This is a genomic window from Mycobacterium tilburgii, assembly GCF_902168065.1.
Taxonomy (GTDB): Bacteria; Actinomycetota; Actinomycetes; order Mycobacteriales; family Mycobacteriaceae; genus Mycobacterium; species Mycobacterium tilburgii.
In genome coordinates this window covers 55,730-81,516 of sequence record NZ_LR655693.1, presented here as the reverse complement: position 1 = coordinate 81,516, position 25,787 = coordinate 55,730, and the positions used below count along the sequence as shown (strand labels likewise).

The window sequence follows — 25,787 nt, the reverse complement described above, 5'->3', positions numbered from 1 at the left end:
AACCTGCAGTCGAACAGTCAGGGCACAGGCCCCAATAGATGACCTCGGCCTCGTCGAGAACGAAACCATCTAGAACGTTGTCGTCGTCCAAAGGCGTGAGGCACGGCGCTTCGCCCACGGCACAGTCGACGTCGGCGATGATGCCGCAGGACCTGCACACGACGTGGTGGTGGTTGTCGCCAACCCGGGATTCGTAGCGTGCGACCAGGCCCGACGGTTGGATGCGCCGAACCAGGCCGGCCGAGGTGAGCGCGTTGAGCACGTCGTAGACCGCCTGTCGAGAGACATCGGGCAGAGCCACCCGCACGGAGGAAAAGATGGTCTCGGTGTCGGCGTGCGGATGAGCGTGGACTGCCTCCAGAACGGCAATCCTGGGCCGGGTCACACGCAGATCGGCCAAACGCAACCGCTCCGCGTAGTCAGACGATGACGACACAAGGCCAATATGGCACTTATTTGGAATCAGTTAAGACTTTCCCGGTCCAACACCCCGTAAAAATTTGGCATCGCTAGGCTGGCTTCAAGGCGCTGCCGTCGCGCCATTGATCCCAGCTGATCATCCAGTCGCCGTTCTGCGCAAGCTGCAAGAGTGGCCCGCCGCTGTTGCGGATCTCCACCACATCGCCCGGCAGCGAAAGTCGTAAAACCATTTGGCGTTGTCCCCGTTGATGTTCAAGCATCCGTGCGAGGTATCGGTATGCCCCTGGGCCCATATCGTGGCGTCCAGCTGATGCAGGTGATGCCGTCGACGCTGATGCGGGTCGCGTATAGCTGATGGTTTCCCGATAACCCAGGCGAGAGTTCTTCGGCAGCCCGAAGGTCGACGAGTCCATCACAACGGGATTGGCCTTGCCGAGCACGGTGTAGATACCCGACGGCGTACACAATGAGATGGTCTGCGCACCAACGGTCTCGGTGCCGCCCATCCCCATCGAGGTGGGCATGGTCGGACTAGGGCTCCGTTGTTGAAAACGTTCACCATCTTGGTGGCGTCATCGGCGACGGAGATGTGCGCGTTGTCGATGCGAAACGACACCCGGGCGTCGTCCTGTCCGAATAAGCCGTCGCCCAGAGCAATTCCGTAAATTTTGGCCTCGGCCGTGACGGTGGTGCCGGGCGCGTAGTAGTATTGCGGGCGCGAGTGCGCATTTTGCGCAGCGACCCAAACCAGGAGCCGTCGACCGCGGGGCTGGTGGCCACCCGCAGCCGTCGTTCCGCGGCGGCGCGGTCGGAGATCGGCTCGTCGAAATGCGCGACGACCACGGTCCCGACACCGTAAGTCCCGCCGTCGCGCAGCGCGGCTTGCGACGTGTTGGTGAACGACACCTTGGTCTGGTTCGGCGGCTGCAGCGTGGAAAACGACGACACCTGATCGAGCGTGACGCCGTCCGCGCCGCGGCCGCTGGCGTTGAGGGTGTAGGTGCGCCCGTAGCCCAGCGGCGTGGTGGGCTTCTACACCGTGTTGTCCGGTTTCAGCACACCCTCGATGACTTTGCCGGTCTCATTGACCATGCGAACGTCGGTGAGTGTTGCACCGTCGGCCTTCACTTCGACCGGCGCGACGGGGTCGACGCCGCGGGCGTTCACCCCGGGTGTGAACGAGATACTGGGTTCCGCAGTGCCTTTCGGTGAAATCGAACAGTACCGGCATCGCGTCGATGCCAGCTGGATGGCGGCACACAGCGCGACGGTACCATCTGGCTCAGCATGGCCGGTCGGTGCAGTTGGTAATCGTCGATTCCCGCAAGCGTTAGCAGCTCAAGGCACTTGTCGGGCCCGTCGGCAGTGCGATACTGCAGGATGCCAAATGCTCGCTGCTCGTCATCAACCACCCGCATCATTTGTGAATCTGGGAGATCATGAACGATCGGCGCTGTCGCGACGGGGTAGGAAAGGCTCGGAATGGTTAGGGTTCTCCTGGTCGATGACCATGAAGTCGTTCGTCGCGGGCTGGCGGATCTACTCGCATCGGACCCCGAGCTGGAGGTCATCGGCGATGCGGGTTCGGTGTCCGAAGCGATGGTCAGGATCCCCGCGTTGCAGCCCGACGTCGCCGTGCTCGATGTGCGCCTCCCCGACGGCAACGGCATTGAATTGTGTCGCGATCTGTTGTCGGAACTGCCCGAGCTGCGCTGCCTGATGTTGACATCGTTCACTTCCGACGAGGCAATGCTCGAAGCAATTTTGGCCGGTGCCAGCGGTTACGTCGTCAAAGACATCAGAGGAATGGAATTGGCCCAAGCCATCAAGGACGTCGGTGCCGGTAAATCGCTGCTCGACAACCGCGCGGCCGCCGCGTTGATGGCAAAACTGCGTGGCAACGCGAAGGAGAAGGATCCGCTGTCCAGATTGACCGAGCGGGAGCGAACGTTGCTGGGGCTGTTGAGCGAGGGACTGACCAACCGACAGATCGCCGCGCGAATGTTCCTCGCCGAGAAAACGGTAAAAAATTACGTGTCGCGGCTGTTGGCCAAGCTCGGCATGGAGCGGCGAACCCAAGCGGCGGTATTCGCCTCAAAGCTCGACCAACGCTTCAACCCACCGACCGCGTGATTTGTTGGGTTTGTTCATCCCGGTGCGACTAGGCTCAACGGCGGTGTCTACGGGCTAACTGTGTAGACACCGTGAGGGCTCGATCGCCGGAGGTGTCAGGCAATGGCCAGCGACTACAGCAACTTGGCCTTCGCGGGGCTGGGCCAGCGTGGGCTGGTCAGCAGGATGCACGAACAACTCGATGAGTTGCTCGCATCCCGTGACCAAATGGAACAGTTGCTTCAGGCGATCGTCGAGATCGGATCTGATCTCGACCTGGATGCCACCCTGCGCCGCATCATCGCCGCTGCCAGGAAGTTGACCTCGGCACCGTACGGTGCCTTGGCGGTTCGCGACCGCGACGGGATGTTGGTCTCGTTTGTTCACGAGGGGATAAATGTCGAGCATGTGCAGCGAATCGGGCATCTGCCGGTCGGCAAGGGACTCCTCAGCCTGTCACTGTTCAAGACACCGGCGCTGCGCCTGAACGATCTGACGAAACACCCGGCGGCCGTCGGGTTCCCAGAGCATCACCCGGCGATGCAAGCTTTCCTCGGGGTGCCGATCACGATCCGCGAGACGATATTCGGCAACCTGTATCTCACCCACGACGAGCCGGGCCGCGTCTTCTCCGAATCCGACGAGGTAGCCGCTCGCGCACTGGCATTCGCGGCGGCAGTCGCCATCGACAACGCCCAACTGTTCGAACGCGAGCGCGTGGCGGTCAAGTGGATGGAGGCAAGCCGCGAAATTACCACGGCGCTGTTGTCCAGCGTGGAGCCGAATCGGGCGCCGTTACAGCTGATCGCTAAACGCGCCTGCGCGCTAACCGAAGCCGAGCAGGCAATCGTGCTCGTTCCGGTCGATGACGAACTGCCGATGGACGAAATTGAGACGCTGCTCATATCCGCGGCGGTGGGGTTGAATTCCGCAGAGGTTATCGGCCAACGGATTCCGGTCGATGCGTCCACCAGCGGCGCGGTGTTGCGCTCTGGCGATCCCCTGATCACCGAGGCCCTGAGTTACCCGATCCCTGCTTTCACCGATGTGGGACAGCGAAGCGCGATTTTGATGCCGTTGCGCGCCGACGACGAAGTGGCCGGTGTCATCGTGGTCGCCCGCGGCGCTGAGCGCCCGCCATTCGACGAGAGTTACCTCGATCTGGTGAGCGATTTCGCGCGGCACGCCGCGATCGCGCTCATGCTCGCGTCGGGCCGCGAGAACACGCGCCAACTGACGCTGGTGGGTGAGCGAGAGCGCATCGCCCACGACTTGCACGATCATGTCATCCAACGGTTGTTCGCCGCGGGGATGGGCTTGCAGGGTACGGTCGCCCGCGTCCGTTCACCAGAGGTTGCCGACCGGCTGAACCGAACCCTCGACGACCTCCAAACAATCATCGAGGAGATCCGCACGACGATTTTCCAGCTGAAATCTCCCGCCGTCACCAGCGGCGGTTTCCGGAACCGGATACAACGAGTCATAGCCGATCTGACCGAAGGGCGCGACCTGAGCACTACCGTTCGCATGCGGGGGCCGATGACCGCCGTCGGCGACGAACTCACCGAGCAAGTCGAAGCGGTTACCGCCGAGGCCGTGAGCAACGCTGTTCGTCATTCCGGCGCGTCACGCCTGACCGTCGAGGTCACCGTCGGGGATATGTTGACCATCGATTTCATCGACAACGGATGCGGCATACCGGCCGACAATGCGCGCCGCAGCGGTCTGGCGAACATGTTGTATCGTGCCGAACAGTTCGGCGGCAGCTGCGAAATCGCCACACCACCCGAGGGGGGAACCCAGGTGCACTGGACCGCTCCGCTCACCGATTGAACCGCCGAACCCGGTGTCGCCCGGCGTGTGCGGGACCAACAGGGTCCTCGGCGAGAGTCCAACGGCCCTGCCGAATAGCCGGGAGCGAGCATAGCGTGTGGGCAAGCCGAGTGCACGGGGTTGTGGCGGCGTAGCGATCGGGTTTGAGGAGCGCCGATGAGTCATCAACCAACGGGGAATTCCGTCACGGCCGAACTTCTCGGCTGTCGGGTGGTATCGCTGCGTCGGCTCGGCGCCGCAGACAACGAGGCGATGTTGGCGCTACACCAGGACCTGACCGATTCGGATCGGTACTTCCGCTTCTTCACGCTCAACCACGTCGGCCTCGACGAGCTTGCCGAGAAGATCACCGAACATGTCCGTGATCGATATTCGTTGGGCACCTTCGACTCCGACCGGTTGATCAATGTGTAGCACTACATCGTCGTTCCCGGCGACGATCCCACGGTGGCCGAAGCCGCCGTCGGAATACCATTCGCAAGGCGTGGCAACGGCCTTGCTGAAACATTTGGACCGGACCCGCGCGGGCACACGGAATTGAGCGGTTCGTCGCCGATGTCCACAGCGAAAACCATCCCATGCCCACGGCGCTGTTCGATCTCGGCTGGCGTTGTCAGCCAACTACACACCGAGATGGTGTATTCCAACGTCGCGCTGGCACTGATCGAGCCCTCCAAAGATGCCTGGATGGTTGTCGCGGGCAGCGAGGATCTCGGCGCGGTAAGACGGCTGCTGTTGGGTTCGGTCATCGCGGCGCTGGTGCACCACGCGCACTGCCCAGTCGCGGTCATTCACTCCGACAAGGACGCGGCGCCGGCCGCGCACGCACCCGTGCTGCTGGGGGTGTGGACGGCTCGCCGGCCTCGGAGCTGGTGACCGCCATTGCGTTCGACGAAGCCTCCCGGCGCGGGGTTGACCTGGTTGCGCTGCACGCGTGGAGCGACATCGGGTCGTTCGAACTGCCGAAGCGGTTGTGGTCTGAGGTGCGGGCCCAAGCGGAGCGGTGTTTGGCGGGGCTGGCAGGAACGCTACCCCGACGTCACGGTGCAGCGCGTCGTCGTGTGCGACCAGGTGGCTCGACAGCTTTATCGAGCGGTCGGAGTCGGCGCAGCTGGTTGTGGTGGGCAGCCACGGCCGGGCCGGTCTGGTCGGTGCGCTGCTGCGTTCGGTCAGCAATGCGGTCGTCCAGGGAGTCCGCATGCCGGTGATCGTCGCGCGACCGTCGACTGACCACGCGGCTGGGGACTTAAAGCCTCATGACTCGGCGCGGCGCGGGGAATAGCATTTTCGATGACTCGAAGAGGGACGGCATGACGGGATCCGCCAAGTGCTACGGCATCGTCGTCGGCGTCAATGGATCGGCCGCATCAAACGCCGCCGTGGTTTGGGCGCACGGGATGCGGCGTTGCGCAACGTACCGCTGAACCTGGTGCACATGTTCGCCGCCTTCGTGCCGACCATGCCTCAGATACCGGTCGCCGGCGGGTGTCGGGCTGTGGCAGGCCGACGGCGGGCAGCAGGCCCTCGAGCAAGCGGTCAAGCTTGCCCACGACACCGTGCGGTCGGATCCGAAACTGGTGATCACCAGTGAGGTGAAGCGTTCAACGGCAATGCCAACACTGATCGAGATGTCCCGAGGACGCGGAGCTGGTCGTCGTCGGATCCACCCCGGGCGGCGGCGCTATCGAACGGGTCGTGCTCGGCTCGGTGAGTTCAGGGGTGCTGCGTGGTGCGAAGTGCCCGGTCGCGGTCATTCCCGCCGATGCTTCGATCGATGCTTCGGCTGTTGCGCATGCGACTGTCCTGGTGGGAATCGACGGGTCGCTGGCGTCGGCGCCGGCGGCCGCCATCGCGTTCGACGAAGCCTCCCGGCGCGGGGTTGACCTGGTTGCGCTGCACGCGTGGAGCGACATCGAATTCTTCGAGCTTCTCGGATACGACTGGGCAGAGGTCGAAGCAGAAACTGAGCGGAACTTGGCCGAATGCCTTGCGGGCTAGGAAGAAACCTTCCCCGACGTCATGGTGTGGCGGGTCATCGTTCGCGACCGGCTGGCTCGACAGCTGATAGAGCAATCGAAGTCGGCCCAGTTGGTGGTTGTGGGCCGCCACGGCTGTGGCCGCCTGTCGGGCACGATGCTGGGTTCGGTGAGCAACGCGGTGGTTCATTCAACCCACACGCCGGTCATTGTGGCGCGCCCTTCGTCGAGCGTCGACGAATCGACAGGATGTAACGCTATGCACGTCACGATTGCCGCCCAGCCGTCCTGCGCAGCATTGGAGTCAGTTGCAGTGCCTTACAGCTATATTCGTGAGACCCATACGGGCATAGTGGTGTTTGTCGGCGATCGCGCCTTCAAGGTAAAGAAGCCGATTAGAACTCACTTCCTCGACTTCCGCACTGCAGCCCAACGCGAATGCGCGTGCGTGCGCGAAGTCGAGCTGAACAGCAGGCTGTCCCCGGACAGCTATCTCGGGGTCGCGCACCTGAGCGACCCCACCGGGGGGCCGGCCGAGCCGATCGTCGTCATGCGCCGTTACCGCGACGACACCCGTTTGGCGTCGTTGATAGCCCGCGGCCTGGACGAGTCCGTTCAGGAAATCCTGGACTCGATCGCGCGTGAGCTGGCCGGCTTTCACGCACGCTCCGAGCACAACCCTGAGATCGATGCGGAGGGCAAGGTCTGTGCCGTCGACGGGCGGTGGCACGAGAACTTATCGGAGCTGAACAGCTATGTGGGTGAACCGTTCTCAGAGTTGTCGTTCCAGCTGCTTGCCCGCGTGCAGCGCCTTGCCGGCGAGTACGTTTTGGGCCGAGACTCATTGTTCGCCCGTCGGATCGAAGAGGGCTGCATTGTCAACGGACATGGGGATCTGCTCGCTAACGACATCTTCTCTGGGCCGACGGCCGGCCGGCGATGCTCGACTGCCTCGAGTTCGACGACAAACTACGCTACGTCGACCGTATCGACGACTCGACCTTCCTGGCAATGGATCTGGAGTTTCTGGGCCGGGAAGACCTCGCGGGCTAATTCGTCCAGCGTTACATCGTCCAATCGGGGGTACGGCACCGTCGTCGTTATGGGACTTCTACATCGCCTATAGCGCCGTCGTCAGGGCCAAGGTCGACTGTATCCGGCTGTCGCAAGGCAAGTCGCTTCCCGACACCTAGAGCTCGGCAGCTGAACGAGGGATTGTATAGCCCCAGGAAGTTCAGACGGGTCTACGAAGTGGCGTTGGGGAGGGTGCTTCCAAGGTGACACCGGAGATCGCTGCGGCATTGGCGCACCAGCAGAACGGCTGGGACACCGCCCACATTTTGGACACGTCGCTGCCGCTCGAAGAGACCGTCCAACAATCACACGCCGTGTGGCGCCGGGCGATTTACGCACCCGGCCTAGGGTAATCCGGGTCTTCCTGATGGTGAGGAGTAATCGTGGCTACCAATACCGTTGACAACACTTTATGTCTCAGACATAGCAGATCTGCGTCTGAGTGATGCGGAAGAGGCTGGTGGCAAAGGCGCGAACATGGGTGAACTCGTTGCCGTCGGTCTCCGGGTTCCACCCGGATTCGTCTTGATGCGCAGCACCTACCAGGCCTCGATGAAGGCTGACGGGGTCGACCTGGAACTGGCCGCGCTGCGTGCCGAGGCGCTGATCGAAGTGGGCAATACCTCTCGGCTGTCCGAACTTTGTTAGCGCATGCAGAACCTCGTCTTCAAGGCGGGGCTCAGCGAGGAGGTTCGTGTCCGGGTTACTCGAGTGTTACCGCGCGTTGGGGACCAATTGTGTTGTGGCGGTGCGGTAGTCGGCTACCGGAGAAGACGGCCACGACGCGTCGTTTGCCGGGATGAATGAGACGATGACCAATGTGAGGCCGCGCTGGTCGACGCCGCCAAGGCGTGCTGGGCATCGCTTTTCAGCCCCGCATGGCCCGCACCATGCTTGTGCCGATAAGCTACATTATGTCAAGTAAGTTATGCGCATTGCCCTAGGTGAAATGCCTGCTCGCCAATCGGCTCAGCGCCATTCCCGATTGCCGTGTGCCCCTGATCGAGGCCGGCGGCAGAGATGACTGGTTCTGGATCAAGGTTTCCCCTGCGTCGCGCCGCCGCCTGCGTCGAAGGTCATAGCCGAACGGTCACCGTTCGATATCCATTTGGGAATGCAACCGCGTTTCGGCTAGCGCAGGTCTATCGGTAACAACAGTCACATAGTTAACATCGCGCGATGCACAATGTACTCCTGCCGGCCAGCGATGCGCGACAGCGAACGGTCTCCCGTCGTGACGCGCTGCGCTACGCTACCGCGTTGGCCAGTCTGGGTGCCGCATCAGTAGCCTGCGGCATGCCCGCGGCGGCCGCCGCCCCTCCTCGACTGATCGATTTCGCCGCGCGCCAGATTCCGGCGCAACAGATCCGGGCCGCCGGCTATAGCGGTGTGGTCAACTACGTTTCGCAGTCGCGTCCTGGCACATCGTTTGGCGCCAAGCCGATCACTCGGTCCTACGCCGACTCATTGAAAGCCGCGGGCCTGGTGATCGTCAGTAACTACCAATACGGAAAACCGGGTGGGTCAGCGCCGTCGGACTTCACGCGGGGCTACGCCGGCGGCATCGCGGACGCGCGCACCGCCTGGCAGCTGCACACCGCCGCGGGCGGCGGTCACGGTGCCCCTATTTTCTTCACCATCGACGAGGACATCAATCACGACACCTGGAATCGCACTGCGCTGCAGTGGTTTCGCGGAATCAACTCGGTGCTTGGGGTTCAGCGCACTGGGGTCTACGGAGGCATCAGGGTGTGTCAGTGGGCCGCGGCCGATGGCGTTGTCGGATCTTCGAGCACACCCGGCCGCCGCTGGCTCTGGCAAACTCGAGCCTGGTCCGGCAATCAAATCCACCCCGCCGCTGTTCTCTACCAGCGGGTCGTGAGCACCGCGTCCAATCCGGGGCCGAAGGTCGGCGGACTCGAAGTCGACGTCAACGACGTCTTGGCTCCCGATTGTGGCCAGTGGAACCTCCATGCGAGCCATCCAAGTGGCGACGTGCGGTAGTTCACCCGGGGAGCGCCGGCCTGCAGCATCACGCGATTCCGAATTCTTTGATCTTGCGGTAGATGGTGGCGTGCGACATCCCTAGCGACTGCGCGGCATCAGCCTTGCTTCCGTTGTTGTCCAACAGGCTGCGCACGATGGCGTCGCGCTCCAACAATTCCAAGTGGGTGAGCTTGCGAGCGAATTAATGAAGGGCACTCCGCGGGCAATTTGTCCACCCCGATGACGCCAAATCGCTGCACGGCCAGTGTGCAGCCAGCACCTTGCGTAACTGCGCGACGTTACCCGGCCACGGCAGCTTGGCGAGCTGGCGCATGGCCTCGGAAGCGAGGCTCACGTTGGCGCCTCGAGTAAACTCCCGCAGCAGTTGCGGCACAAGGTCTTCGAGATCCTCAATTGCGCCGTCGGGTCATCGGGTAACCGAGCCCGACGAGGATCGCTGTGAAGTGACCGATCGCCGTGAAATTCAGGAGGCTGAAGTCCATCGTGAGCAGTGGGAACCCGAACGACAGGTAGGGCACCAGATTCTTGCCGTCGATGAACAACAGGCTGGATGCCAGGACGCTGATCGGATCCGTGCTGAGGTGGTAGATGTCGGTGGAGTGCCGTAAAAGTAGCCAGTGCCAGTGTCGGCCGGTGAGTTTGTCCTGGACCATCATCGTGATCAGCAACACGACCATCCAGCTGTAGGTGAGCGGCGCCGTTTTGATGAAACGCCATACCATTGCCATGGTATCGATGGTCCGACGACTTTCATTGCGGATGAGGACAATTCAATTTTCAGCAATTGCCCCCGGCGCATCTCGATGACCGCCGCCACATGCTGCGAACCACCGGACGCGCGACGGGGGCGCAAACAGCCGTGGCCGGCGGCCAAGCACGTCGGTCTCAGGACTGCAACATTTGCGCGTGTTCCGCGCCGTTGCGCACGTCCTTCGACGTTTAATGCTTACAGGAGGGCGGTGTTCGACTCTTTTCTCAATACAGCGGCGTGCCGCCACCGCGGCTCGAGAAACGGATGCCGATGGAGCGCACTCGGACCGTCAAGGTCGCGACGGCCCTGCGGGGTGCCGTCGTGGTTATCACGACCGCCGCGGCGACGTCGCTCGTCCCGGTTCTCGTGGGCCACGCCTCCCTCGGCCCTCCGGTCCCGGACGCGGACCATGAGGCGGGCATGTACAGCGCGACCCCGCGGTCGCCGCGCCCTTCTGGCGCCCAGCAATATGCGTCGAATTGCGCAGAGATGGCGGTGGCCGATGTCGTCAGCGAAATCACCGGGCGCCAGCCGACCGAACAGCAGATCACGCTGGTGGCCGGAAAATTGCCGAGCGAAACGGGTTCCGGACCGATTTGGCGCCCGCCGGATAATACCGGCATCAGGGATCTGCCGCTGCTGCTCTGGCACTAATGGATCAGGGCCGACAATATCCAGATTAACATCGCTGCGGTGCAACAGGATCTGACGCAACAGTGCAAGGTGATCGCCCTGGTGAATGCCTAGTCGATCTGGAACCGGCCGGGCGACAGCGACGTCGGGCACCACTTTGTGGTCGTCACCGGCATCGACACCCGGGCGAAAGTGGTGCATCTCAACGACAGCGGCATCTCGGCCGCGACGAGCAGGTTCCCCTCGCAGTGTTCGAGCGGGCCTGGGCATCGAACTACCGGTCTGCAGTGGTGACGAGGTGACCTGAGCGATTCAGGTCAGGGGGTTTCGTCGTGGCCAGCTCCACGAGCGCAGATCCGCGCAAGGCGGCGATACTGCACGATTCGGTCAGCGGCGGGCCGTAGGTGGCTGCGCCGCACTCACATTCTCAGCAGATGTGCCTGCCACACGAACACAGAATCGTTGCGACGATCATGTGTCCCGGCAGGAGCCAGTGACCACGTGCACACCGTTGTGGTGGTCTGTCCATCCATTGCGTGCGCGGGCTGCCCACCGGCTTGACGTCGTATTTTTCGATCGCGCACCGCATCGTGTTCCCCCAGCCGCGGGTGACGTCGAGCAGGGTCATGCCCGGCTGCAGATCCAGCGACGCCAGCGCCACATCGATTTTGGCTTGTTGGGCTTCTTCCAGCGATATGTCCTCGCGCTCGAAATACGCGCAACTGTAGCTCTGGGTGCGATCCAGCAACAGCCGGAAGAGTTCGTCGGACCGGTCGTGACGTGCTTGCGCATAGTTGACGTTCGGAATCATCTCTGAGTCATGAATTTCGTGCCTTTCTGGACACAGGGTCTCCCCGCATGAGATCTCAAGTCTGCACATAGGCACCCGAGGCCGCACCCGACCAACCCGATTCGAAGGAAGTTGCCAGCTTTAGGCGAGCCGCCCGACGATGAGTTTCGGGCCATCCACAAGTCAGTCCGTCAGGTCGATAAGGAGCAGATCTCATGTCGCGAACAACACGGTCCTGCCGCCGATCGTCGATCACCGGACCTGGCGCGCCGAACTCGACGAGCTGTGCCAGCGGGAGAAGGCCGCGACGCGCGAACTCGACGCGACCGCCGACCAACGGCGCCAACTGCCCATGGTGGAGTTGCCCGACTACACGCTCGTCGGGGCCGACGGGCCGATCCGGCTGGCCGACGTGTTCGACGGGCAATCCCAGCTCATCACCTACCACCGCATGTGGTCGGACGGCGCTGAGTGGCAGTGCGGCGGGTGCACGGGCTTCACGTCGCAGTCCACCCGGCTGGAGTTCCTGCAGAACTACGACGCCCGTTTTGCCATCGTGACCAACGGCCCGATCGACGAGGAGCTCGCGTACCGGAGGAAGGTGGGCACGCCGCGTTCGCCCCGCGGGTGGCCGAGGTACTGCCCGACCTGCCCCGGCTCGGCAGCACGTAGAGCGTTTGCACTCCAAGCACGGGCTGTAGTCCAGCGGCTCGCCGTGGCGGCTGATCGGCGCGTCGACCAGGATGGTGCCGAGCAGGATGAAATTACCGAACTTGGGGTGAATCACGTTGCGGTGGATGCCGATTACGCCAAGGCCGGCTGCCACCGCCACCGGTTTGTGCGCCACCACCCAGATGCGGACCGGGTAGTTGTCCATCTCCATCGGGAAGGTGGCTGACGGGTTCAGCGCGCGATAACCGGGGCATCCTGCAGCCGGCGGACGATGCGGTAAGCGGTCCCGTTGAGCAGCTCACCGCTGCGGTGGAACTCCTGGTTGGCGACACTGCGCGCGGTGGACCGGATGTTGTCGCAGTTCACTTGACCACCAGCGAGATGTAGCTCTTCGTTCCGGGCAGCGCCGCCTCGACGTGTTCGACCTCCGAGACCAGTTCGGGGTCGTCGACCCGGGTGAACGCCACGTCATCGGCGCCGGCGGCCAGACAGATCTCGCGCAGCCAGTCGGCGTCGAGGATGCCGGGCTGTTGTCGTTGCCGTCGCCGTCCGCGCACCGTGCGCATGGTCGGATGCTGCGCCAGACGGCCCGAAAGTTTTCGGGCCGCGTAGACCTCGGCCACTTCGGTCACCCTGTCCTGCTCCAGCAGCAACGCACCGTAGGCGTGGCGGGTCGGCTGCATCCAGCCTCACGGCTCGTAGTAGGGCAGCGCGTCGTCGAGTTGCACCGCGCGAGCCAGGTAGTCGTACGCGACGTCGAACTGTACTCGGCGGTAAGCGATTTCGCCGTCATCATCGCGACGGCTACCGCGAGGATATCGCGACTGGTGTTGTTGAACAGATACCGTGAGGCCGGGATGCGTTCGTAAGCCTCGGCGAAGGCCTGCCGCTCGGCATCGGCCGCGGCCAATTGACCCGTTGCCGCATAGGCCACCGCGCGGCCGTAGTGCACGGTGGTCGCGGTGGTGCAGTACAGGTTCGGGTCCGCGGGCAGCGGCTCGGCGATCAAATCGGACCACCGCCCGAAGCGAATCATGATGTGCACCCGCAGCGGCACGAAGGCCTCCTGCCAGTCGGCCATCGGCGGCGATTCGATGGAGAGCACCGCCGGCGTGAGCTGCGCGGCCAGCTCGTCGGCGGCCGCCAGCGCAACCCGCGGCTGGCCCGAGAACATCGCCGCGTAGACCACGAAATGCAAGTCGTGCGCCCGGTAGGCGGAGTAGAAGTTCAGTGCGCCTTCGCGTTCCAGATATTTGCGATCCGCCCGCACCGCCGCCAGGCTCGAGACCACCGCGCTGCAGTAATGGCCGCACAGTATGTCGATGTAAGTGGGCATGTGCTCCAGGTGGCCGGCGTCTGGCACCAGCCTGCGCAGCAGATCGGCGGCGGGCAACGCCTCCTCGGGATGTGCGGACAACTCCATCGTGTGCAGGTAAAATATATAAGATGCGCGTCCGCCGCCAAGGCCGCGACATCCATGTCGTCCGGGTACCTCGGGGCCAGCGCTGGCATCGCATCCGCGTATGCGGCTTGCCCGTCGGCCAGCGCGGCGGTGTCCGCGATGTCGGACGTGGGAAAGCGGGTAGCGAGTGCGTCGATGAGATCGCGTTCGACGGCCGTGGCACGGCCCCGCCCGGCGAGTTGCAGTTCGGCTAGGGCCCGGACCCAGGGATGCCCCGAGATCGACCGGATCAAAGGCGTCCCAGGCCTTGTTGTAGTTCGGGCCCACCGAGTACGCGATGCCCCACCGCGCGATCGCAAGATCGGGGTCCAGCTGGAGCGCCTTGTCGAAGCAGCGCACCGTCTCTTCATGGTTGAACGCGTAGGCCCACACCATGCCGCGGTCGAACCACAACTGCCCGTGCGCCGAAGGCGAATTGACGGCCCGATGGTAGGACCCGAGGTTGTATTAAGAGGCGACGTAGCCAAGCGGTACCGTCACCTCGCCGACGACAGCCGCTGCGGACTAGCCGTCGTTCTCGGCGTCGGCCGCCGTCAACGGCAACGCCAGCTCCTCCAGCGCGCGTTGCTCGGCGGCGATCCCGAGCCACAGTTCGACCAGGCCCGCGACCGCCATCACGATCGCCCCGATCAAGAACGACCACAACACCTGACCACGCTCGCCGGAATTGATCAGCTCGCCGAACAGGATGGGTCCACTGATGCCGCCGATCGCGGTACCCACCGCGTAGAAGAACGCGATCGCCAGGGCCCGCGTCTCCATCGGAAAGATTTCGCTCACGGTCAGATAGGCCGCGCTCGCACCCGCCGAGGCCAGGAAGAACGCGGCGGCCAACACGATGATGAAAGCCCATGCGCCGCCTGTCTGAGTCACGAACAGCACGCCGAGCGCGACCGCGACGGCCGCGGAGACAAGGTAGGTCATCGTGATCATCGGTTTGCGGCCGACGGTGTCGAAGAGCCGCCCGAGGACCATCGGGCCAAAGAAATTGCTTAACGCCCACAGAATGAAAAAGACCGGCACCGTGGCCGAGGCGACGCCGTAAAACCCGCTCAACAGGGTGCCCAGATTGAACGTCACGCCGTTGTAGAGAAACGCCTGCCCGATGAACAAGGCAAGGCCCAGGATTGCCCGCTTGGGATAGAGCTTGAACGCTACCCGCGCGATTTCCACGAACGAAATCGATTCTCGCTGATGGATTTTCAATGGCTGTCCGTCCGGCTGGGGCAGCGGGCGACCGGTTGCTCGCTCGACATCGGCTTCGATGTCCCCGACGATCTGCTCGGCTTCCTCGTCACGACCGTGAATGAACAGCCACCGTGGGCTTTCCGGGACGTTGCGCCGGACCAGCAGGACGAAGACGCCGAAGATGGCACCGATACCGAACGCCAGGCGCCACCCGATGTTCGGTGGGAAGTTCGAGGTGTCCAGCAGCACCAGCGCGCCAGCGGCTCCGGCGGCCGAACCGAGCCAGTAGGTGCCGTTGATGATCAGATCCACCCGACCGCGCACCCGCGCCGGAATCAACTCGTCGATCGCGGAATTGATGGCGGCGTATTCGCCCCCGATGCCCGCGCCGGTGAAGAAGCGGGTGATGAAGAAATACCAAGGCGCGAAGGCGAATGCGGTCGCCACGGTGGACACCAGGTAGACCGCGAGGGTCAGGATAAACAGGTTGCGCCGCCCGAACCGGTCGGTGAGATGCCCGAAGAACAGTGCACCCAGACAGGCGCCTGTTATGTAGATCGCCGCGGCGTAGCCGATCTGGGCGGGATCGAGCTCGATGCCGCTGCCCTTTTCGGTGAACCGCGCCGAGATGTTGCCGACCATCGTGACCTCGAGCCCGTCTAGGATCCACACGCCACCGAGACCGATCACCACGCGCCAGTGGAACCGCGACCACGGCAGCCGGTCCAGGCGTGCCGGTACGTGCGTCGTGATGATCTTCGTGTGTGCGCCTGAGCTCATGCCGCCTCCGTTCTCGGTGCTACAGAGTTACCCGCCGACCGGTCCCAGCAAGCCTCGAAAACCTCCGGCGGCGAGCACGCGGACCCTACCCCACCGACGGCCACGCGTGAGCCGCGCACCTACCTGGCCCGCGACTAGCCCGTACCCTTACCGTTGTCGACCCGGTAGACGGTGCCGTGGATCGCTGCTGCCGCATCGCTGGCAAGGAATGCCACCACGTTCGCGACCTCAAGGGACTGCATCATGCCGCGTGGCACGGCGGTACGCATGATCAGGTCATAGTTCGGGTTGTCGGGTGCGGCGAAGTGTTCGAGTTGTGGCGTGAGCATGCCTCCGGGACATACGGCGTTGACCCGCAAGCGATCCGCGGAGTACTCCACCGCCAGCGCGCGGGTCAACCCGATGTCCGTGCATGGCGGCGCAAGTATCCGGCCAAGTACGCCTGGCCCTCGACACCGGCGATAGAGCTGACGTTGACGATGTTGCCCCGCGCTTCAGCAGGTGCGGCAGCGCGGCCCGGCACAGATAGAACGTTTCTTTGAGGTTGACCGCGAGATCCTGTGTCCAGTCGTCGTCGGTTATCGACTCGGTGTGGCGCATCTGGTGTTTCCCGGCGATGTTCACCAGCACGTCTAGGCCGCCGAACTCTTCGACGCACCGCTGCACCGCATCCTGGCAGGCCTGCGCCGAGGCGATGTCCACCGATGCGTGGGCACCTTGCTGCACGTCGGCGAATACCTCGGTCAGTCGTGCAGCATCACGGGCGATAGCGAAAACCGTTGCACCGTACCGGGAGAACAGCTTGACCGTTTCGGCGCCCAGACCCGAAGACGCCCCGTCACAAACACGACTTTGCTTTGTCGTGCTACTATGCCAGACTTCGCTTATCTCGTCAAGACCGCATCCGCCCGCTGCTCATTGACAAAGTTCTAGTGGTACAACAACTCTCGGCGCTGCCGGATGTGTCACGCGGTCAGCAACTCGAGCAAGCTAATCACACACCTGCCCACTCGGGACACGATTTGTGCGCTTTCGCCGTAGCGCGGGCACGGTCCCAGATCAGTCCTGCGTGGGGGACGCAGCGGGTTCGACGGTGACCAATTCGGCGAGCCCTTGCCCCCGGCTTGAGCGGTCGCGGTGCCGAGAGCCTGATCGAACGCGTCGATGTTGCTAGGTCGATTTCGCCCGCCGCGACCAGCGCGAGGTTCCCGTCGTTGGACCGCGCGATGTCCAGGATGAGCGATGTCGCCATCATGCGATCCTGACCGATAGCGTGCCGCTGAAACGTGGTCGGTAGGACGTCGTATCGAGCCGCACCGCCCTGACTGGCCGACGGGGACGATGCCCCGGCGGCGGGACCCTGCGAGCCCGGGTCGGCGCCCTGGTCTCCGGCCACAGCGTGGCGGCAACTACGTGCGTCGATCTCGACGCCGTCGTGTTCGCGGCGTCTGCGGAGGGCGAACTGCACTGGCAGCCGGGGTCGGTCACGGATGGCGTTGGTGGTCGTCCGTGATCTGGCCAGCACACCGGAACGTGGAAGCGGCTCAAGCAGTGCCGCCACAACAACGCCTGCCGGGTGGTCTTCTACGACCGCTCGTGGAACAACGCAGCCGCACTGGCATGCGGGACGTTTCGAGCTGGCCGACTTCCCGAACAACCTGGGTCCGCACGCGACCGGCTGATCGCGACACGCCCACGGGGGTGGTCTCGGGCTTACGGTGACAGCTGGACGTGGCCTCTCGGGGGCGCGGCGGTGGCGCGACGGGTAGTTCGAGCGGCTTCGCGGTGGGCGCCAGGATCGCTGGCGGATCGGGTGTGATGTCGCCCAGCGGTGCCGGCCTGGTCAGGGCGACGACGAACACGCCGCGTTCGCTGGCCGACGGCCGGGCTTGCTCGTAGTGCCTGGCCTCGAATGCACACCAGCAGGTGCCGATTACCGCGATGACCACTGCGCACTGAATACGCATGGACAGCCGACGCACCGCCGCCCGAATCTGCACGCTTGCGTGCCGGGGCTGGTCTATCGAGCCCAAGAGATCTGCGTCGAGTTGTATCAAGGTGCGCCGTTCCAGTCGGTGGTGGACGAGGAAACGAATACGACGTACGCGGGCAGTCCGTCGCTACACCTGGTGCCCGACCTGTGACGCGGACAGCGGTCAAATTCATCACCGCATCGGTGACCGTGTATTGCCCGCGCCATCAGAGCCTACTGCCGTAGCGTTTCAATCATGTTGCGGGCGCAATGGTGATGCGCTCCCCTGTCACCATTTCAGCGGCACACAATTTGGCACCCATCCGTCGAATATCCCGTCCGAGAACATGCCATAGGGTTTCGGTTGCCAGGCCGCCGGGACGTTGCCGGCTTGCCAGTCGAATTCGAACGGCGGGATCTGGGCGAGCCACACCTCGAAAAAGACGCTCAGCAGATCGCGAGTCAGGTGCGAGGCCGGGCACCGGTGCGGGCCGCCACCGAAACTCCAATGACGATGCGCGCCATCAAGTTTCAGGTCGTGTCCCGACATGCTGTCGGACTCGTCGCGGTGCACCAGGCCGACACACAACTCGACCGGCGACCCGGCCGGTATGGTCGTTTCGCCGATCGTCACGTCACGAGTCGCGACGCGTGAAACCGTTTTCGCCCCGCCATCGAGCCGCAACAACTCTTCGAGGAAACCTTCTTGGCAGCCAGGGTTTTCGCGTAGCTCCTGCTGAAGGTCCGGCTTGCGGGCCAACAACGCCAGGCCGGCCTTGATGGGGAACGAGGCGAACATGAAACCGCGGATCACCGTCGCCATCAACCCCATGACCTCTTCATTGCTGAGCGGCGCCTCGGCCAGGCCGGTGATCACGTCGGGACCGCCGAGGGATGCACGGCGGATCTGTCCGACGATCTCGGCGGTCACGGCATTGATCGGGACGTGCGCTGGTAGCCCGCAGGCCAGCCCGGAAGCCGTGAAGCACAAGATGTCGGCGACTTGCGCGGCGTCGCAGCGGTGGAGCTGTACCACGGTGTCGACGGTTAATTCGATTAGCCTCCGGATCGGCTTGAGCATCTCCCGTGAACTGCCCGGCGTGAACAGCTCGACCAGGACAGCGTGGTATGGGTCGAATGACTTATTGCCGGGCATCAGTTCGCCCTGGCGGCTGCCGAACACCTCGCCGTTGCGCATCGCGGTGAGCACATCGTCGCGCTGCCAGATCAGATAGGACCCCTGCGGTCTCCGGAGCACCCGCCGCCCCGCGCGTCGCGCGGCCGCGTGCCACCCCCGAAAGGCCGCGGCCACCGTCTCGTCGGACCGCATTATTTCCTGCACGCCCTCGCCTCCGGACCGAGTCACCTGCAACTTCGCTGCCGCAACTCTAGCGTCAACATTTGCTGCTCGCCTGACTCAACGAGGCGTCCCGCGGATCTGACGTTCGATTGACCGTTTCGACGGGAACGATGCCCTGCACATAGTCGCGGAGGTGAGGAGCCATAAGGTGGGGATGAGCGTCCGGACCCGCATCGCCCCGAGGGTACGAATTCACCCCGGACTACCAGATCGACTCCGCCGGAAGCGCCGTCGAGTACCCGAAACCTATGAAACTCCAACTACCAGGTGCGCGTGCTGGCCTCTTGGCTGGTCCCGGGCATTTTCGCGGTGATCGGGAGCACCGGGCGTTGTCACCGCCCCGTCGCGCCGGTGAATCCGGCACACGGCACCGGAGTGTCGCGCCGAGCCAACATTCGGGTGCTTCCTGCACCTGGTCCTCGCGAGCGCGACGGGCTAACATGACTTGAGCTCTTCAGGCGGTGCTGTTGCGCGGTGCTAGCAACATCCAGTGCGGGGGTGTACGCCAACGCGCGCGGGCCATGCGAGTGCAGGACCCCATGACGGCCACGGCGGAAGGGCGCGACCAAGCTTCATCCGACCGGGTTAGGAACCAAGCAGCTAACTCCTCCATCGATCGAGAGGAACCTCATGTTCGTGATCAGGCTCGCGAATGGCGAAGAAGTCCAGGCATCCGAGGGTGACGAACTCGAAATCAATCAGGAAACCGGCGTCCTCACGGTTTCCCGGGTCGATGGGTTCGAAGAAATTACCACCCATTATTCGCCTACCGCATGGTTATCTGTGACACGTCGCAACCGGGGCACCGGCGTCCGGCCCTCGCTGATTTCCGGATGAATCACGACACTCCCAGCTCCCAGCACACGCACAGGGAATTCACACCCGACTCACGCTAATCGCGGCTTACCCACTTCTACCTGCATCGCTGTGACCACACGTTTTATCGCTACCGCTCAATCGGGACCCGGCCTTGAAATCCGGCCATTCTGCGGCCTCAGACGAGTGGCGGAGCGACACCGGCGGAGCTAAATTTTCCACGGCCTTCGGAATTTTCGTACTCGCCCCCACCGCTCGCGGACGGCGCATTCCCCGGAGCGGCGGTTGAATGAAGAGAGGCACCAAATGCTGCAAGAGTTCTGGCAGAACTTCACGCATAACCTGTTCAAACCACTGTTGCTTTTCTTTTACTTCGGATTTCTGATTCCGATCTTGCGTGTGCGCTTAGAGTTCCCCTACGTCATCTACCAGGGCCTCACCATGTATCTGTTGCTGGCGATCGGCTGGCACGGCGGTGAGGAACTCGCCCAGGTCAACGCCGCCAGCATCGCGACGATCGTGGGATTCATGGTGTTGGGCTTCGTGCTCAACTGCGTGATCGGCGGAATCGCTTACCTGCTACTCGGCGTGATGACCAACCTGCGCCGAATCGACCGCGCGACGATCGGCGGCTTTTACGGGTCGGACTCCGCCGGAACGTTCGCAACCTGCGTGGCCGTCCTGGCCGCCGTCAACATTGCCTTCAACGCCTACATGCCGGTGATGCTGGCCGTGATGGAGATTCCCGGCTGTCTGGTCGCGTTGTACCTGGTCGCCCGGCTGCGGCACCGGGGCTTGGGTGCGGCGGGCAACATGGCCGACGAGCCGGGTTACGCGGCCGTCAAGGTCGGCGTCGGACCCGGCACCGCGGCGCGGCCCGCGCACGGCCAGAGCCTGGAGGCCGAGCACGCTCGAGGCGTCGAGGACGAGCTCGAGCTCTCGCTCGAAAGGTCCGAGCACCCAGAGGATTTCGACGGCAGTCCCGTGCCAGCGGCCGGTAAGAAGCCGTCTATCTTCTCTCGTGAGCTGTTCCGGGAGGTCTTCCTCAACCCGGGCTTGGTGCTGCTGATCGGCGGCATCGCGATCGGGCTCATCAGCGGGTTGCAGGGCCAGAAGGTCGTCCAGGACGACGACAAGTTCTTCGTCCTGGCCTTCCAAGGCGTGCTGTGCCTGTTCCTGCTCGAGATGGGTATGACGGCATCCCGCAAGTTGAAGGACCTGCGGACGGCGGGCCCCGGCTTCATCGTCTTCGCGCTGCTGGCTCCGAATGTCTTTGCGACACTGGGCATCTTCGTCGCCTGCGGGTATGCCAGCCTGACCCACGCCGACTTCAAGCCGGGCACCTATGTGTTGTTTGCGGTGTTGTGCGGAGCGGCGTCCTACATTGCGGTTCCGGCGGTGCAGCGCCTAGCGATCCCCGAAGCGAGTCCGACGCTGCCGCTGGCGGCGTCACTGGGCCTGACGTTCTCCTACAACGTCACCATCGGCATCCCACTCTATATCGAGATCGCCCACGTCGTCCAACATCTGTTCGGCGTCTGACGCGCTCAGGCCAACAGGGTTCGCACCACTGTTGAAACCCCGCGGCCTTCGACTCCGCCACTGCGGCGGCGGCTCGCCCCGGGGAATGCATGCGGTCCAGGGTGACCAGCACGCGCGGCGACACCAACTGCATGCCCAGCGCGACCTGCATGCCCAGCGCGACACCCGGGTGTAGCCGGCCGCCCGGATCGCGTCGAAGAACTCCGGCCACGTCGACTCCGGGTTTCGCCTCGGTGGTGATCTCCGCATCCGGCGCCAGCGGGAAGTGCTCGCGCACCGAATCCAGCAGGGCGGCCAGGCGCGCACCGCCCAGCAGTGACGGCGTCCCGCCGCCGACGAACACCGTGTGTACCGTCGGTGCGTGCAACCGCGCGGCGGCCAGTGCCAACTCGGCCCCCAGCGCCTGCAGCCAGGCGTCCGGACTGACGCCGCCCAGCTCGGCCGGTGTGTAGGTGTTGAAATCGCAGTATCATCCAGGCCGGCTCGAGCCCCGACCCGAATACCGCCCAGATCAGCGCAGCCGCGACGGCCGAGCGACCACTACGTCAAACCCGGCAGCGTCGCACTCTCAGCTAATTTTAGTTTTGATTGCCGAATTACCCAGGTTTGCTGGGTAGTTTTCCTCGCCATGAGGAGAAATTTGGGCTGGTGGCGTTGCCCGGCCGCATCCATGGCACAATGGGCGAGTGACCGCCGCCCAGTCCAACTCGCGCATTGCGCTCGTGGCGCGTCGGCACATCGATCTCAAGCGTGTTTGCAGCTGTAGCTGTCCGGCTTGATCTCGTAGACCGCCCACCTGTTCATCCAGCTGGCGCCGGATCTGCGCCAGCCAAAGCTAAACCGGTGAGTCGCGCGTCCACACCTGCATAGCCCGCGAAGGAGACCTTAGAATGACTACAGCCCGGCCGGCTGCCCCAGATAGGAAGACTCGCAGTGAGGGCCAGTGGGCGCTGGGAGACCGTGCGCCGCTGAACCCGAACGAAGAGATGAAGCAGGCCGGCGCACCGCTGGACGTGCGTCAGCGCATCCTGGACAGCTACGCTAACGACGGCTTCGACAGCATCGACAAGAGCGATCTGCGTGGCCGTTTCCGCTGGTGGGGCCTGTACACGCAGCGGGAGCAGGGCTACGACGGCTCATTCACCGGCGACGACAACGCCGACCTGCTGGAAGCGAAGTACTTCATGATGCGGGTGCGCTGCGACGGCGGCGCGCTGTCAGCAGCTGCACTGCGCACCGTCGGCCAGATCTCCACCGAATTCGCTCGCGACACCGCCGACATCTCAGACCGGGAAAACATCCAGTACCACTGGATCGAGGTGGAAAACGTCCCCGAAATCTGGCGACGGCTGGCCGAGGTCGGTTTGCAGACCGCCGAGGCGTGCGGCGACTGCCCCCGCGTGATCCTGGGCTCCCCGCTAGCCGGCGAATCGCTCGACGAGGTGCTCGACCCGACGTGGGCGATCGACGAGATCGTGCGCCGCTACATCGGCCAGCCGGAGTTCGCCGACCTGCCGCGCAAGTACAAGACCGCGATCTCGGGTCTGCAGGACGTAGTGCACGAGGTCAACGACATCGCGTTCATCGGCGTCAACCACCCCGAACACGGCTCCGGCCTGGACCTGTGGGTCGGCGGCGGGCTGTCGACCAACCCGATGCTGGGCCAGCGGGTCGGCGCCTGGGTGCCGCTGGACGAGGTGCCGGAGGTTTGGCACGCCGTCACCTCGATCTTCCGTGACTACGGCTACCGCAGGCTGCGTTCCAAGGCGCGCCTGAAGTTCCTGATCAAGGACTGGGGCATCGCGAAGTTCCGTGAAGTCCTAGAGACCGAATACCTCAAGCGGCCGTTGATCGACGGCCCGGCCCCCGACCCGGTCACCCACCCGATCGACCATGTCGGTGTGCAGCGACTCAAGAACGGGCTCAACGCCGTCGGCGTCGCCCCGATCGCCGGCCGGGTGTCGGGCACCATCCTCACCGCCGTCGCCGATTTCGCCGAACGCGCCGGGTCGGACCGGATCCGGTTGACGCCTTACCAGAAGCTGGTCATCCTCGACGTCCCCGACGACCGGGTCGACGAGCTGACCACCGGTCTGAACGCACTCGGCCTGCAAACTCGGCCGTCGCATTGGCGCCGGAATCTGATGGCGTGCACCGGTATCGAGTTCTGCAAGTTGTCGTTCGCCGAAACCCGGGTCAAGGCACAGTCTTTGGTGCCCGATCTGGAGAGTCGGCTGGAGGACATAAACGCGGCACTCGACGTGCCGATCACCGTCAACATCAACGGCTGCCCCAACTCCTGTGCGCGAATTCAGGTCGCCGACATCGGGTTCAAGGGCCAGATGGTCGATGCCGGCGACGGCACCCTGGTTGAGGGCTTCCAGGTACACCTGGGCGGCAGCCTCGGGCTGGACAGCGGATTCGGCCGAAAACTACGCCAGCACAAGGTCATCAGCGACGAGTTGGGTGACTACATCGAACGGGTGGTGCGCAACTTCGTCAAGCATCGCAACGAGGGCGAGCGGTTCGCCCAGTGGGCGCTTCGCGCCGATGAAGGTGATCTGCGATGAGCGCCGGATCAACGACCCGGCCGACCGAAGACCAACTGCGCGAGATAGCGGCCCGCGGCGCGGCCGAGCTCGACGGCGCCAGAGCCGAGGAGCTGTTGCGCTGGACCGACGAGAACTTCGGCGGGGTCAACGGCCCGCGCGGCTGGGCGACATGCAACTACGTGGTGGCCTCCAACATGCAGGACGCGGTGCTGGTGGACCTGGCTTCCCGGGTACGCCCGGGCGTACCGGTGCTCTTCCTGGACACCGGCTACCACTTTGTGGAGACCATCGGCACCCGTGACGCCGTCGAATCCGTTTACGACGTACGGGTTCTCAACGTCACACCCGAACACACCGTGGCCGAGCAGGACAAGCTGATGGGCAAGGACCTGTTCGCGCGGGACCCCGGCGAGTGCTGCCGGATGCGTAAGGTCCTCCCCCTGAGCAAATCACTGACCGGTTACTCGGCCTGGGTGACCGGGCTGCGCCGAGTCGAGGCGCCGACGCGCGCCAACGCCCCGCTGATCAGTTTCGACGAGGCGTTCAAGCTGGTGAAGATCAACCCGCTGGCGGCATGGACCGACGAGGACATCCAGAACTACATCGCCGAGCACGATGTACTGGTCAATCCCCTTGTCTACGAAGGTTATCCGTCGATCGGTTGCGCGCCGTGCACGGCCAAGCCCGCCGAGGGCGCCGATCCACGCAGCGGGCGCTGGCAGGGCCTGGCCAAGACCGAATGCGGGTTGCACGCGTCGTGAGGCACCGGCCGGCCCTCCTGCTGGCTGCACACGGAAGCAAGGATCCGCGGTCGGCGGCCAACGCGCGCGCCGTGGCCGAGGCGGTGTCGCGCCGGCGCCCGGATCTTCAGGTGCGGCTGACCTTCCTGGATCACGACTCGCCGCGCCTCGTCGATGTGCTCGCCACCCTGGACCGCCCGGCCGTCGTCACGCCGCTACTGCTGGCCAACACCTACCACGCCCGCGTCGACATCCCGGCACAGATAGCCAGTTGCGTTGTGGGGCAACAGGTCTGGCAAGCACCGGTGCTCGGCGAGGACGACCGGCTGGTGTCGGTGCTGCGCGAGCGAGTGACGCAGCTGGGGGTCTCGCGGCTTGACGACGGTCTCGGGGTGCTCGTCGTGGCGATCGGCACGTCCGACCTGGCGGTGAACGCGCGCACGGGACGGGTCGCGCCGAAACTGTTGGTCGGCACCTCCTGGGCGGGGGCGACCACCGCGTTCGCCAGTCAACAGGAGCGCTCGCTAGCCGAAGGACTGGGCAGGCTGCGCTGGCAGGGCGCCCGGCGGGTGGTCATCGCGCCGTGGTTCCTCGCGCCCGGACGGCTGCCCGATCAGGTGCGGCGCTTCGCCGACAGGACCGGGATCGACATGGCGGCCCCGCTCGGCGCCCACAGTTTGGTGGCCGAGACAGTGCTGGACCGCTTTGCTGCGGCGATCGCCGAGCGAATCGCCGCCTAACGGGACGCGGGTCACCTCGCGCACTAGCATGGCGCAATGGGCGATCACGGCCCGCACGGGCTTGCCGAGCATCTCGCCGGCCTGCCGCTATTTCCACGTCGTCGCCCAGAGCCGGAACAACGAGGTCATCTACAGCGACGGCCTCACCTGGCCCGGCGCAGAGGGTTTCGCCGCAGACCTAATCTCACCGGCGCCCAGCGCCCCGGTGCCCGAGGTGGAACTCGAAGCGGTATGGATCGTCAAAGCCGTCCGTGCTGGTGCCCGCTGGCGCACGGCGACGACAGCGCGGCACCGGACAACGAGGTCGCCGCCGACTACCTAGAGCGCCTCACCCAGCAGGCGCCGCACTGGTCGGCGTTGCCATGAC

General features: G+C 64.2%; 21 protein-coding genes and 10 pseudogenes. 19 read left to right on the top strand and 12 right to left on the bottom strand.

Annotated elements, in window-relative coordinates:
• Positions 1-10 precede the first annotated feature (10 nt).
• Positions 11-436 (bottom strand): annotated as a pseudogene (locus FQ389_RS03570) (Fur family transcriptional regulator); the annotation flags it as partial.
• Between the two features lie 73 nt (positions 437-509).
• A pseudogene (locus FQ389_RS03565) lies at positions 510-1,665 on the bottom strand (Ig-like domain-containing protein).
• A gap of 237 nt (positions 1,666-1,902) precedes the next feature.
• Between FQ389_RS03565 and dosR the strand changes: the two are divergent.
• The 9 genes and pseudogenes from dosR (at position 1,903) to FQ389_RS03525 (ending at position 9,419) form a co-directional block, all read left to right on the top strand.
• Positions 1,903-2,553: a hypoxia response regulator transcription factor DosR/DevR gene (dosR, locus tag FQ389_RS03560; RefSeq protein ID WP_144206077.1), complete on the top strand. Its 651-nt coding sequence runs from the start codon at positions 1,903-1,905 to the stop codon at positions 2,551-2,553.
• Positions 2,554-2,718: 165 nt separating this feature from the next.
• Positions 2,719-4,365 carry a GAF domain-containing sensor histidine kinase gene (locus tag FQ389_RS03555; RefSeq protein WP_260860475.1) on the top strand — a complete coding sequence of 549 codons (1,647 nt, stop codon included), beginning with the start codon at positions 2,719-2,721 and terminating at the stop codon, positions 4,363-4,365.
• Positions 4,366-4,521: 156 nt separating this feature from the next.
• The gene (locus tag FQ389_RS03550) at positions 4,522-4,779 is read left to right on the top strand and encodes a hypothetical protein (protein ID WP_144206075.1); all 258 of its coding nucleotides are present in this window, start codon (positions 4,522-4,524) and stop codon (positions 4,777-4,779) included.
• A gap of 213 nt (positions 4,780-4,992) precedes the next feature.
• Positions 4,993-5,647, top strand: a pseudogene (locus FQ389_RS03545) (universal stress protein); the annotation flags it as partial.
• Between the two features lie 28 nt (positions 5,648-5,675).
• Positions 5,676-6,567: pseudogene (locus FQ389_RS03540) on the top strand (universal stress protein); the annotation flags it as partial.
• Positions 6,568-6,600: 33 nt separating this feature from the next.
• A pseudogene (locus FQ389_RS03535) lies at positions 6,601-7,516 on the top strand (hypothetical protein); the annotation flags it as partial.
• Between the two features lie 102 nt (positions 7,517-7,618).
• Positions 7,619-7,768, top strand: coding sequence for a hypothetical protein (locus tag FQ389_RS21985; RefSeq protein WP_260860452.1), 150 nt, complete (start codon positions 7,619-7,621; stop codon positions 7,766-7,768).
• A 46-nt stretch (positions 7,769-7,814) separates the two neighbouring features.
• Positions 7,815-8,063, top strand: a complete 249-nt coding sequence (locus FQ389_RS21100) for a PEP/pyruvate-binding domain-containing protein (RefSeq protein ID WP_313901948.1) — start codon at positions 7,815-7,817, stop codon at positions 8,061-8,063.
• A gap of 531 nt (positions 8,064-8,594) precedes the next feature.
• Positions 8,595-9,419 carry a DUF1906 domain-containing protein gene (locus tag FQ389_RS03525; RefSeq protein ID WP_144206074.1) on the top strand — a complete coding sequence of 275 codons (825 nt, stop codon included), beginning with the start codon at positions 8,595-8,597 and terminating at the stop codon, positions 9,417-9,419.
• A 28-nt stretch (positions 9,420-9,447) separates the two neighbouring features.
• Here the strand turns inward: FQ389_RS03525 and FQ389_RS21095 are convergent, their stop codons facing one another.
• The 3 genes and pseudogenes from FQ389_RS21095 to FQ389_RS21090 form a co-directional block, all read right to left on the bottom strand.
• Positions 9,448-9,582 (bottom strand): helix-turn-helix domain-containing protein, encoded by a 135-nt coding sequence (locus FQ389_RS21095; RefSeq protein WP_313901947.1) that lies wholly within the window; start codon positions 9,580-9,582, stop codon positions 9,448-9,450.
• Positions 9,583-9,603: 21 nt separating this feature from the next.
• Entirely contained in the window at positions 9,604-9,816 is a 213-nt protein-coding gene (locus tag FQ389_RS23040; RefSeq protein WP_456085313.1) for an AAA-type ATPase lid domain-containing protein, read from the bottom strand.
• A 1-nt stretch (position 9,817) separates the two neighbouring features.
• Positions 9,818-10,150: pseudogene (locus tag FQ389_RS21090) on the bottom strand (rhomboid-like protein); the annotation flags it as partial.
• Between the two features lie 287 nt (positions 10,151-10,437).
• Here FQ389_RS21090 and FQ389_RS03515 point away from each other — a divergent pair.
• Complete coding sequence (locus FQ389_RS03515; RefSeq protein WP_144206073.1) at positions 10,438-10,827, top strand: hypothetical protein; 390 nt, start codon at positions 10,438-10,440, stop codon at positions 10,825-10,827.
• Positions 10,828-11,353: 526 nt separating this feature from the next.
• Here FQ389_RS03515 and FQ389_RS03510 read toward each other — a convergent pair.
• A pseudogene (locus FQ389_RS03510) lies at positions 11,354-11,617 on the bottom strand (class I SAM-dependent methyltransferase); the annotation flags it as partial.
• Positions 11,618-11,840: 223 nt separating this feature from the next.
• On the opposite strand from FQ389_RS03510, the gene FQ389_RS18910 reads away from it, so the two are divergent.
• Positions 11,841-12,494, top strand: coding sequence for a DUF899 domain-containing protein (locus FQ389_RS18910; RefSeq protein WP_260860472.1), 654 nt, complete (start codon positions 11,841-11,843; stop codon positions 12,492-12,494).
• A 5-nt stretch (positions 12,495-12,499) separates the two neighbouring features.
• On the opposite strand, the gene FQ389_RS18905 is transcribed toward FQ389_RS18910, so the two are convergent.
• The 4 genes and pseudogenes from FQ389_RS18905 to FQ389_RS03485 form a co-directional block, all read right to left on the bottom strand.
• Positions 12,500-12,634: a hypothetical protein gene (locus tag FQ389_RS18905; RefSeq protein ID WP_260860450.1), complete on the bottom strand. Its 135-nt coding sequence runs from the start codon at positions 12,632-12,634 to the stop codon at positions 12,500-12,502.
• Positions 12,631-14,123 (bottom strand): annotated as a pseudogene (locus FQ389_RS03495) (hypothetical protein). The gene FQ389_RS18905 and the pseudogene FQ389_RS03495 overlap by 4 nt, the downstream one beginning before the upstream one ends.
• A gap of 111 nt (positions 14,124-14,234) precedes the next feature.
• The gene (locus tag FQ389_RS03490) at positions 14,235-15,698 is read right to left on the bottom strand and encodes an MFS transporter (protein WP_144206071.1); all 1,464 of its coding nucleotides are present in this window, start codon (positions 15,696-15,698) and stop codon (positions 14,235-14,237) included.
• A 134-nt stretch (positions 15,699-15,832) separates the two neighbouring features.
• A pseudogene (locus FQ389_RS03485) lies at positions 15,833-16,586 on the bottom strand (SDR family NAD(P)-dependent oxidoreductase).
• Positions 16,587-17,704: 1,118 nt separating this feature from the next.
• Here FQ389_RS03485 and FQ389_RS17685 point away from each other — a divergent pair.
• Positions 17,705-17,842, top strand: a complete 138-nt coding sequence (locus FQ389_RS17685) for a hypothetical protein (protein WP_186296252.1) — start codon at positions 17,705-17,707, stop codon at positions 17,840-17,842.
• 117 nt (positions 17,843-17,959) lie between these two features.
• Here the strand turns inward: FQ389_RS17685 and FQ389_RS03480 are convergent, their stop codons facing one another.
• Complete coding sequence (locus FQ389_RS03480) at positions 17,960-19,036, bottom strand: cytochrome P450 (RefSeq protein WP_144206070.1); 1,077 nt, start codon at positions 19,034-19,036, stop codon at positions 17,960-17,962.
• A 624-nt stretch (positions 19,037-19,660) separates the two neighbouring features.
• Between FQ389_RS03480 and FQ389_RS03475 the strand changes: the two genes are divergently transcribed.
• The gene (locus tag FQ389_RS03475) at positions 19,661-19,867 is read left to right on the top strand and encodes a hypothetical protein (protein WP_144206069.1); all 207 of its coding nucleotides are present in this window, start codon (positions 19,661-19,663) and stop codon (positions 19,865-19,867) included.
• 285 nt (positions 19,868-20,152) lie between these two features.
• Entirely contained in the window at positions 20,153-21,388 is a 1,236-nt protein-coding gene (locus tag FQ389_RS03470) for a sodium-dependent bicarbonate transport family permease (RefSeq protein WP_144206068.1), read from the top strand.
• Positions 21,389-21,422: 34 nt separating this feature from the next.
• Here the strand turns inward: FQ389_RS03470 and FQ389_RS03465 are convergent.
• Positions 21,423-21,857, bottom strand: a pseudogene (locus FQ389_RS03465) (radical SAM family heme chaperone HemW); the annotation flags it as partial.
• A 217-nt stretch (positions 21,858-22,074) separates the two neighbouring features.
• On the opposite strand from FQ389_RS03465, the gene FQ389_RS21980 reads away from it, so the two are divergent.
• From FQ389_RS21980 to FQ389_RS03440, 5 genes are all read left to right on the top strand, one after another.
• The gene (locus tag FQ389_RS21980) at positions 22,075-22,167 is read left to right on the top strand and encodes an Ms4527A family Cys-rich leader peptide (RefSeq protein WP_407662737.1); all 93 of its coding nucleotides are present in this window, start codon (positions 22,075-22,077) and stop codon (positions 22,165-22,167) included.
• Positions 22,168-22,278: 111 nt separating this feature from the next.
• Positions 22,279-23,958 (top strand): nitrite/sulfite reductase, encoded by a 1,680-nt coding sequence (locus tag FQ389_RS03455; protein ID WP_186296250.1) that lies wholly within the window; start codon positions 22,279-22,281, stop codon positions 23,956-23,958.
• Positions 23,955-24,701 (top strand): phosphoadenylyl-sulfate reductase, encoded by a 747-nt coding sequence (locus FQ389_RS03450; RefSeq protein ID WP_144206065.1) that lies wholly within the window; start codon positions 23,955-23,957, stop codon positions 24,699-24,701. The genes FQ389_RS03455 and FQ389_RS03450 overlap by 4 nt, the downstream gene beginning before the upstream one ends.
• A complete protein-coding gene (locus FQ389_RS03445) occupies positions 24,680-25,420 on the top strand; it encodes a sirohydrochlorin chelatase (RefSeq protein ID WP_144206064.1) in 741 nt (246 codons plus the stop codon). Before FQ389_RS03450 ends, FQ389_RS03445 begins: the two co-directional genes overlap by 22 nt.
• 28 nt (positions 25,421-25,448) lie before the next feature.
• The gene (locus FQ389_RS03440) at positions 25,449-25,742 is read left to right on the top strand and encodes a hypothetical protein (protein WP_144206063.1); all 294 of its coding nucleotides are present in this window, start codon (positions 25,449-25,451) and stop codon (positions 25,740-25,742) included.
• Positions 25,743-25,787 lie beyond the last annotated feature (45 nt).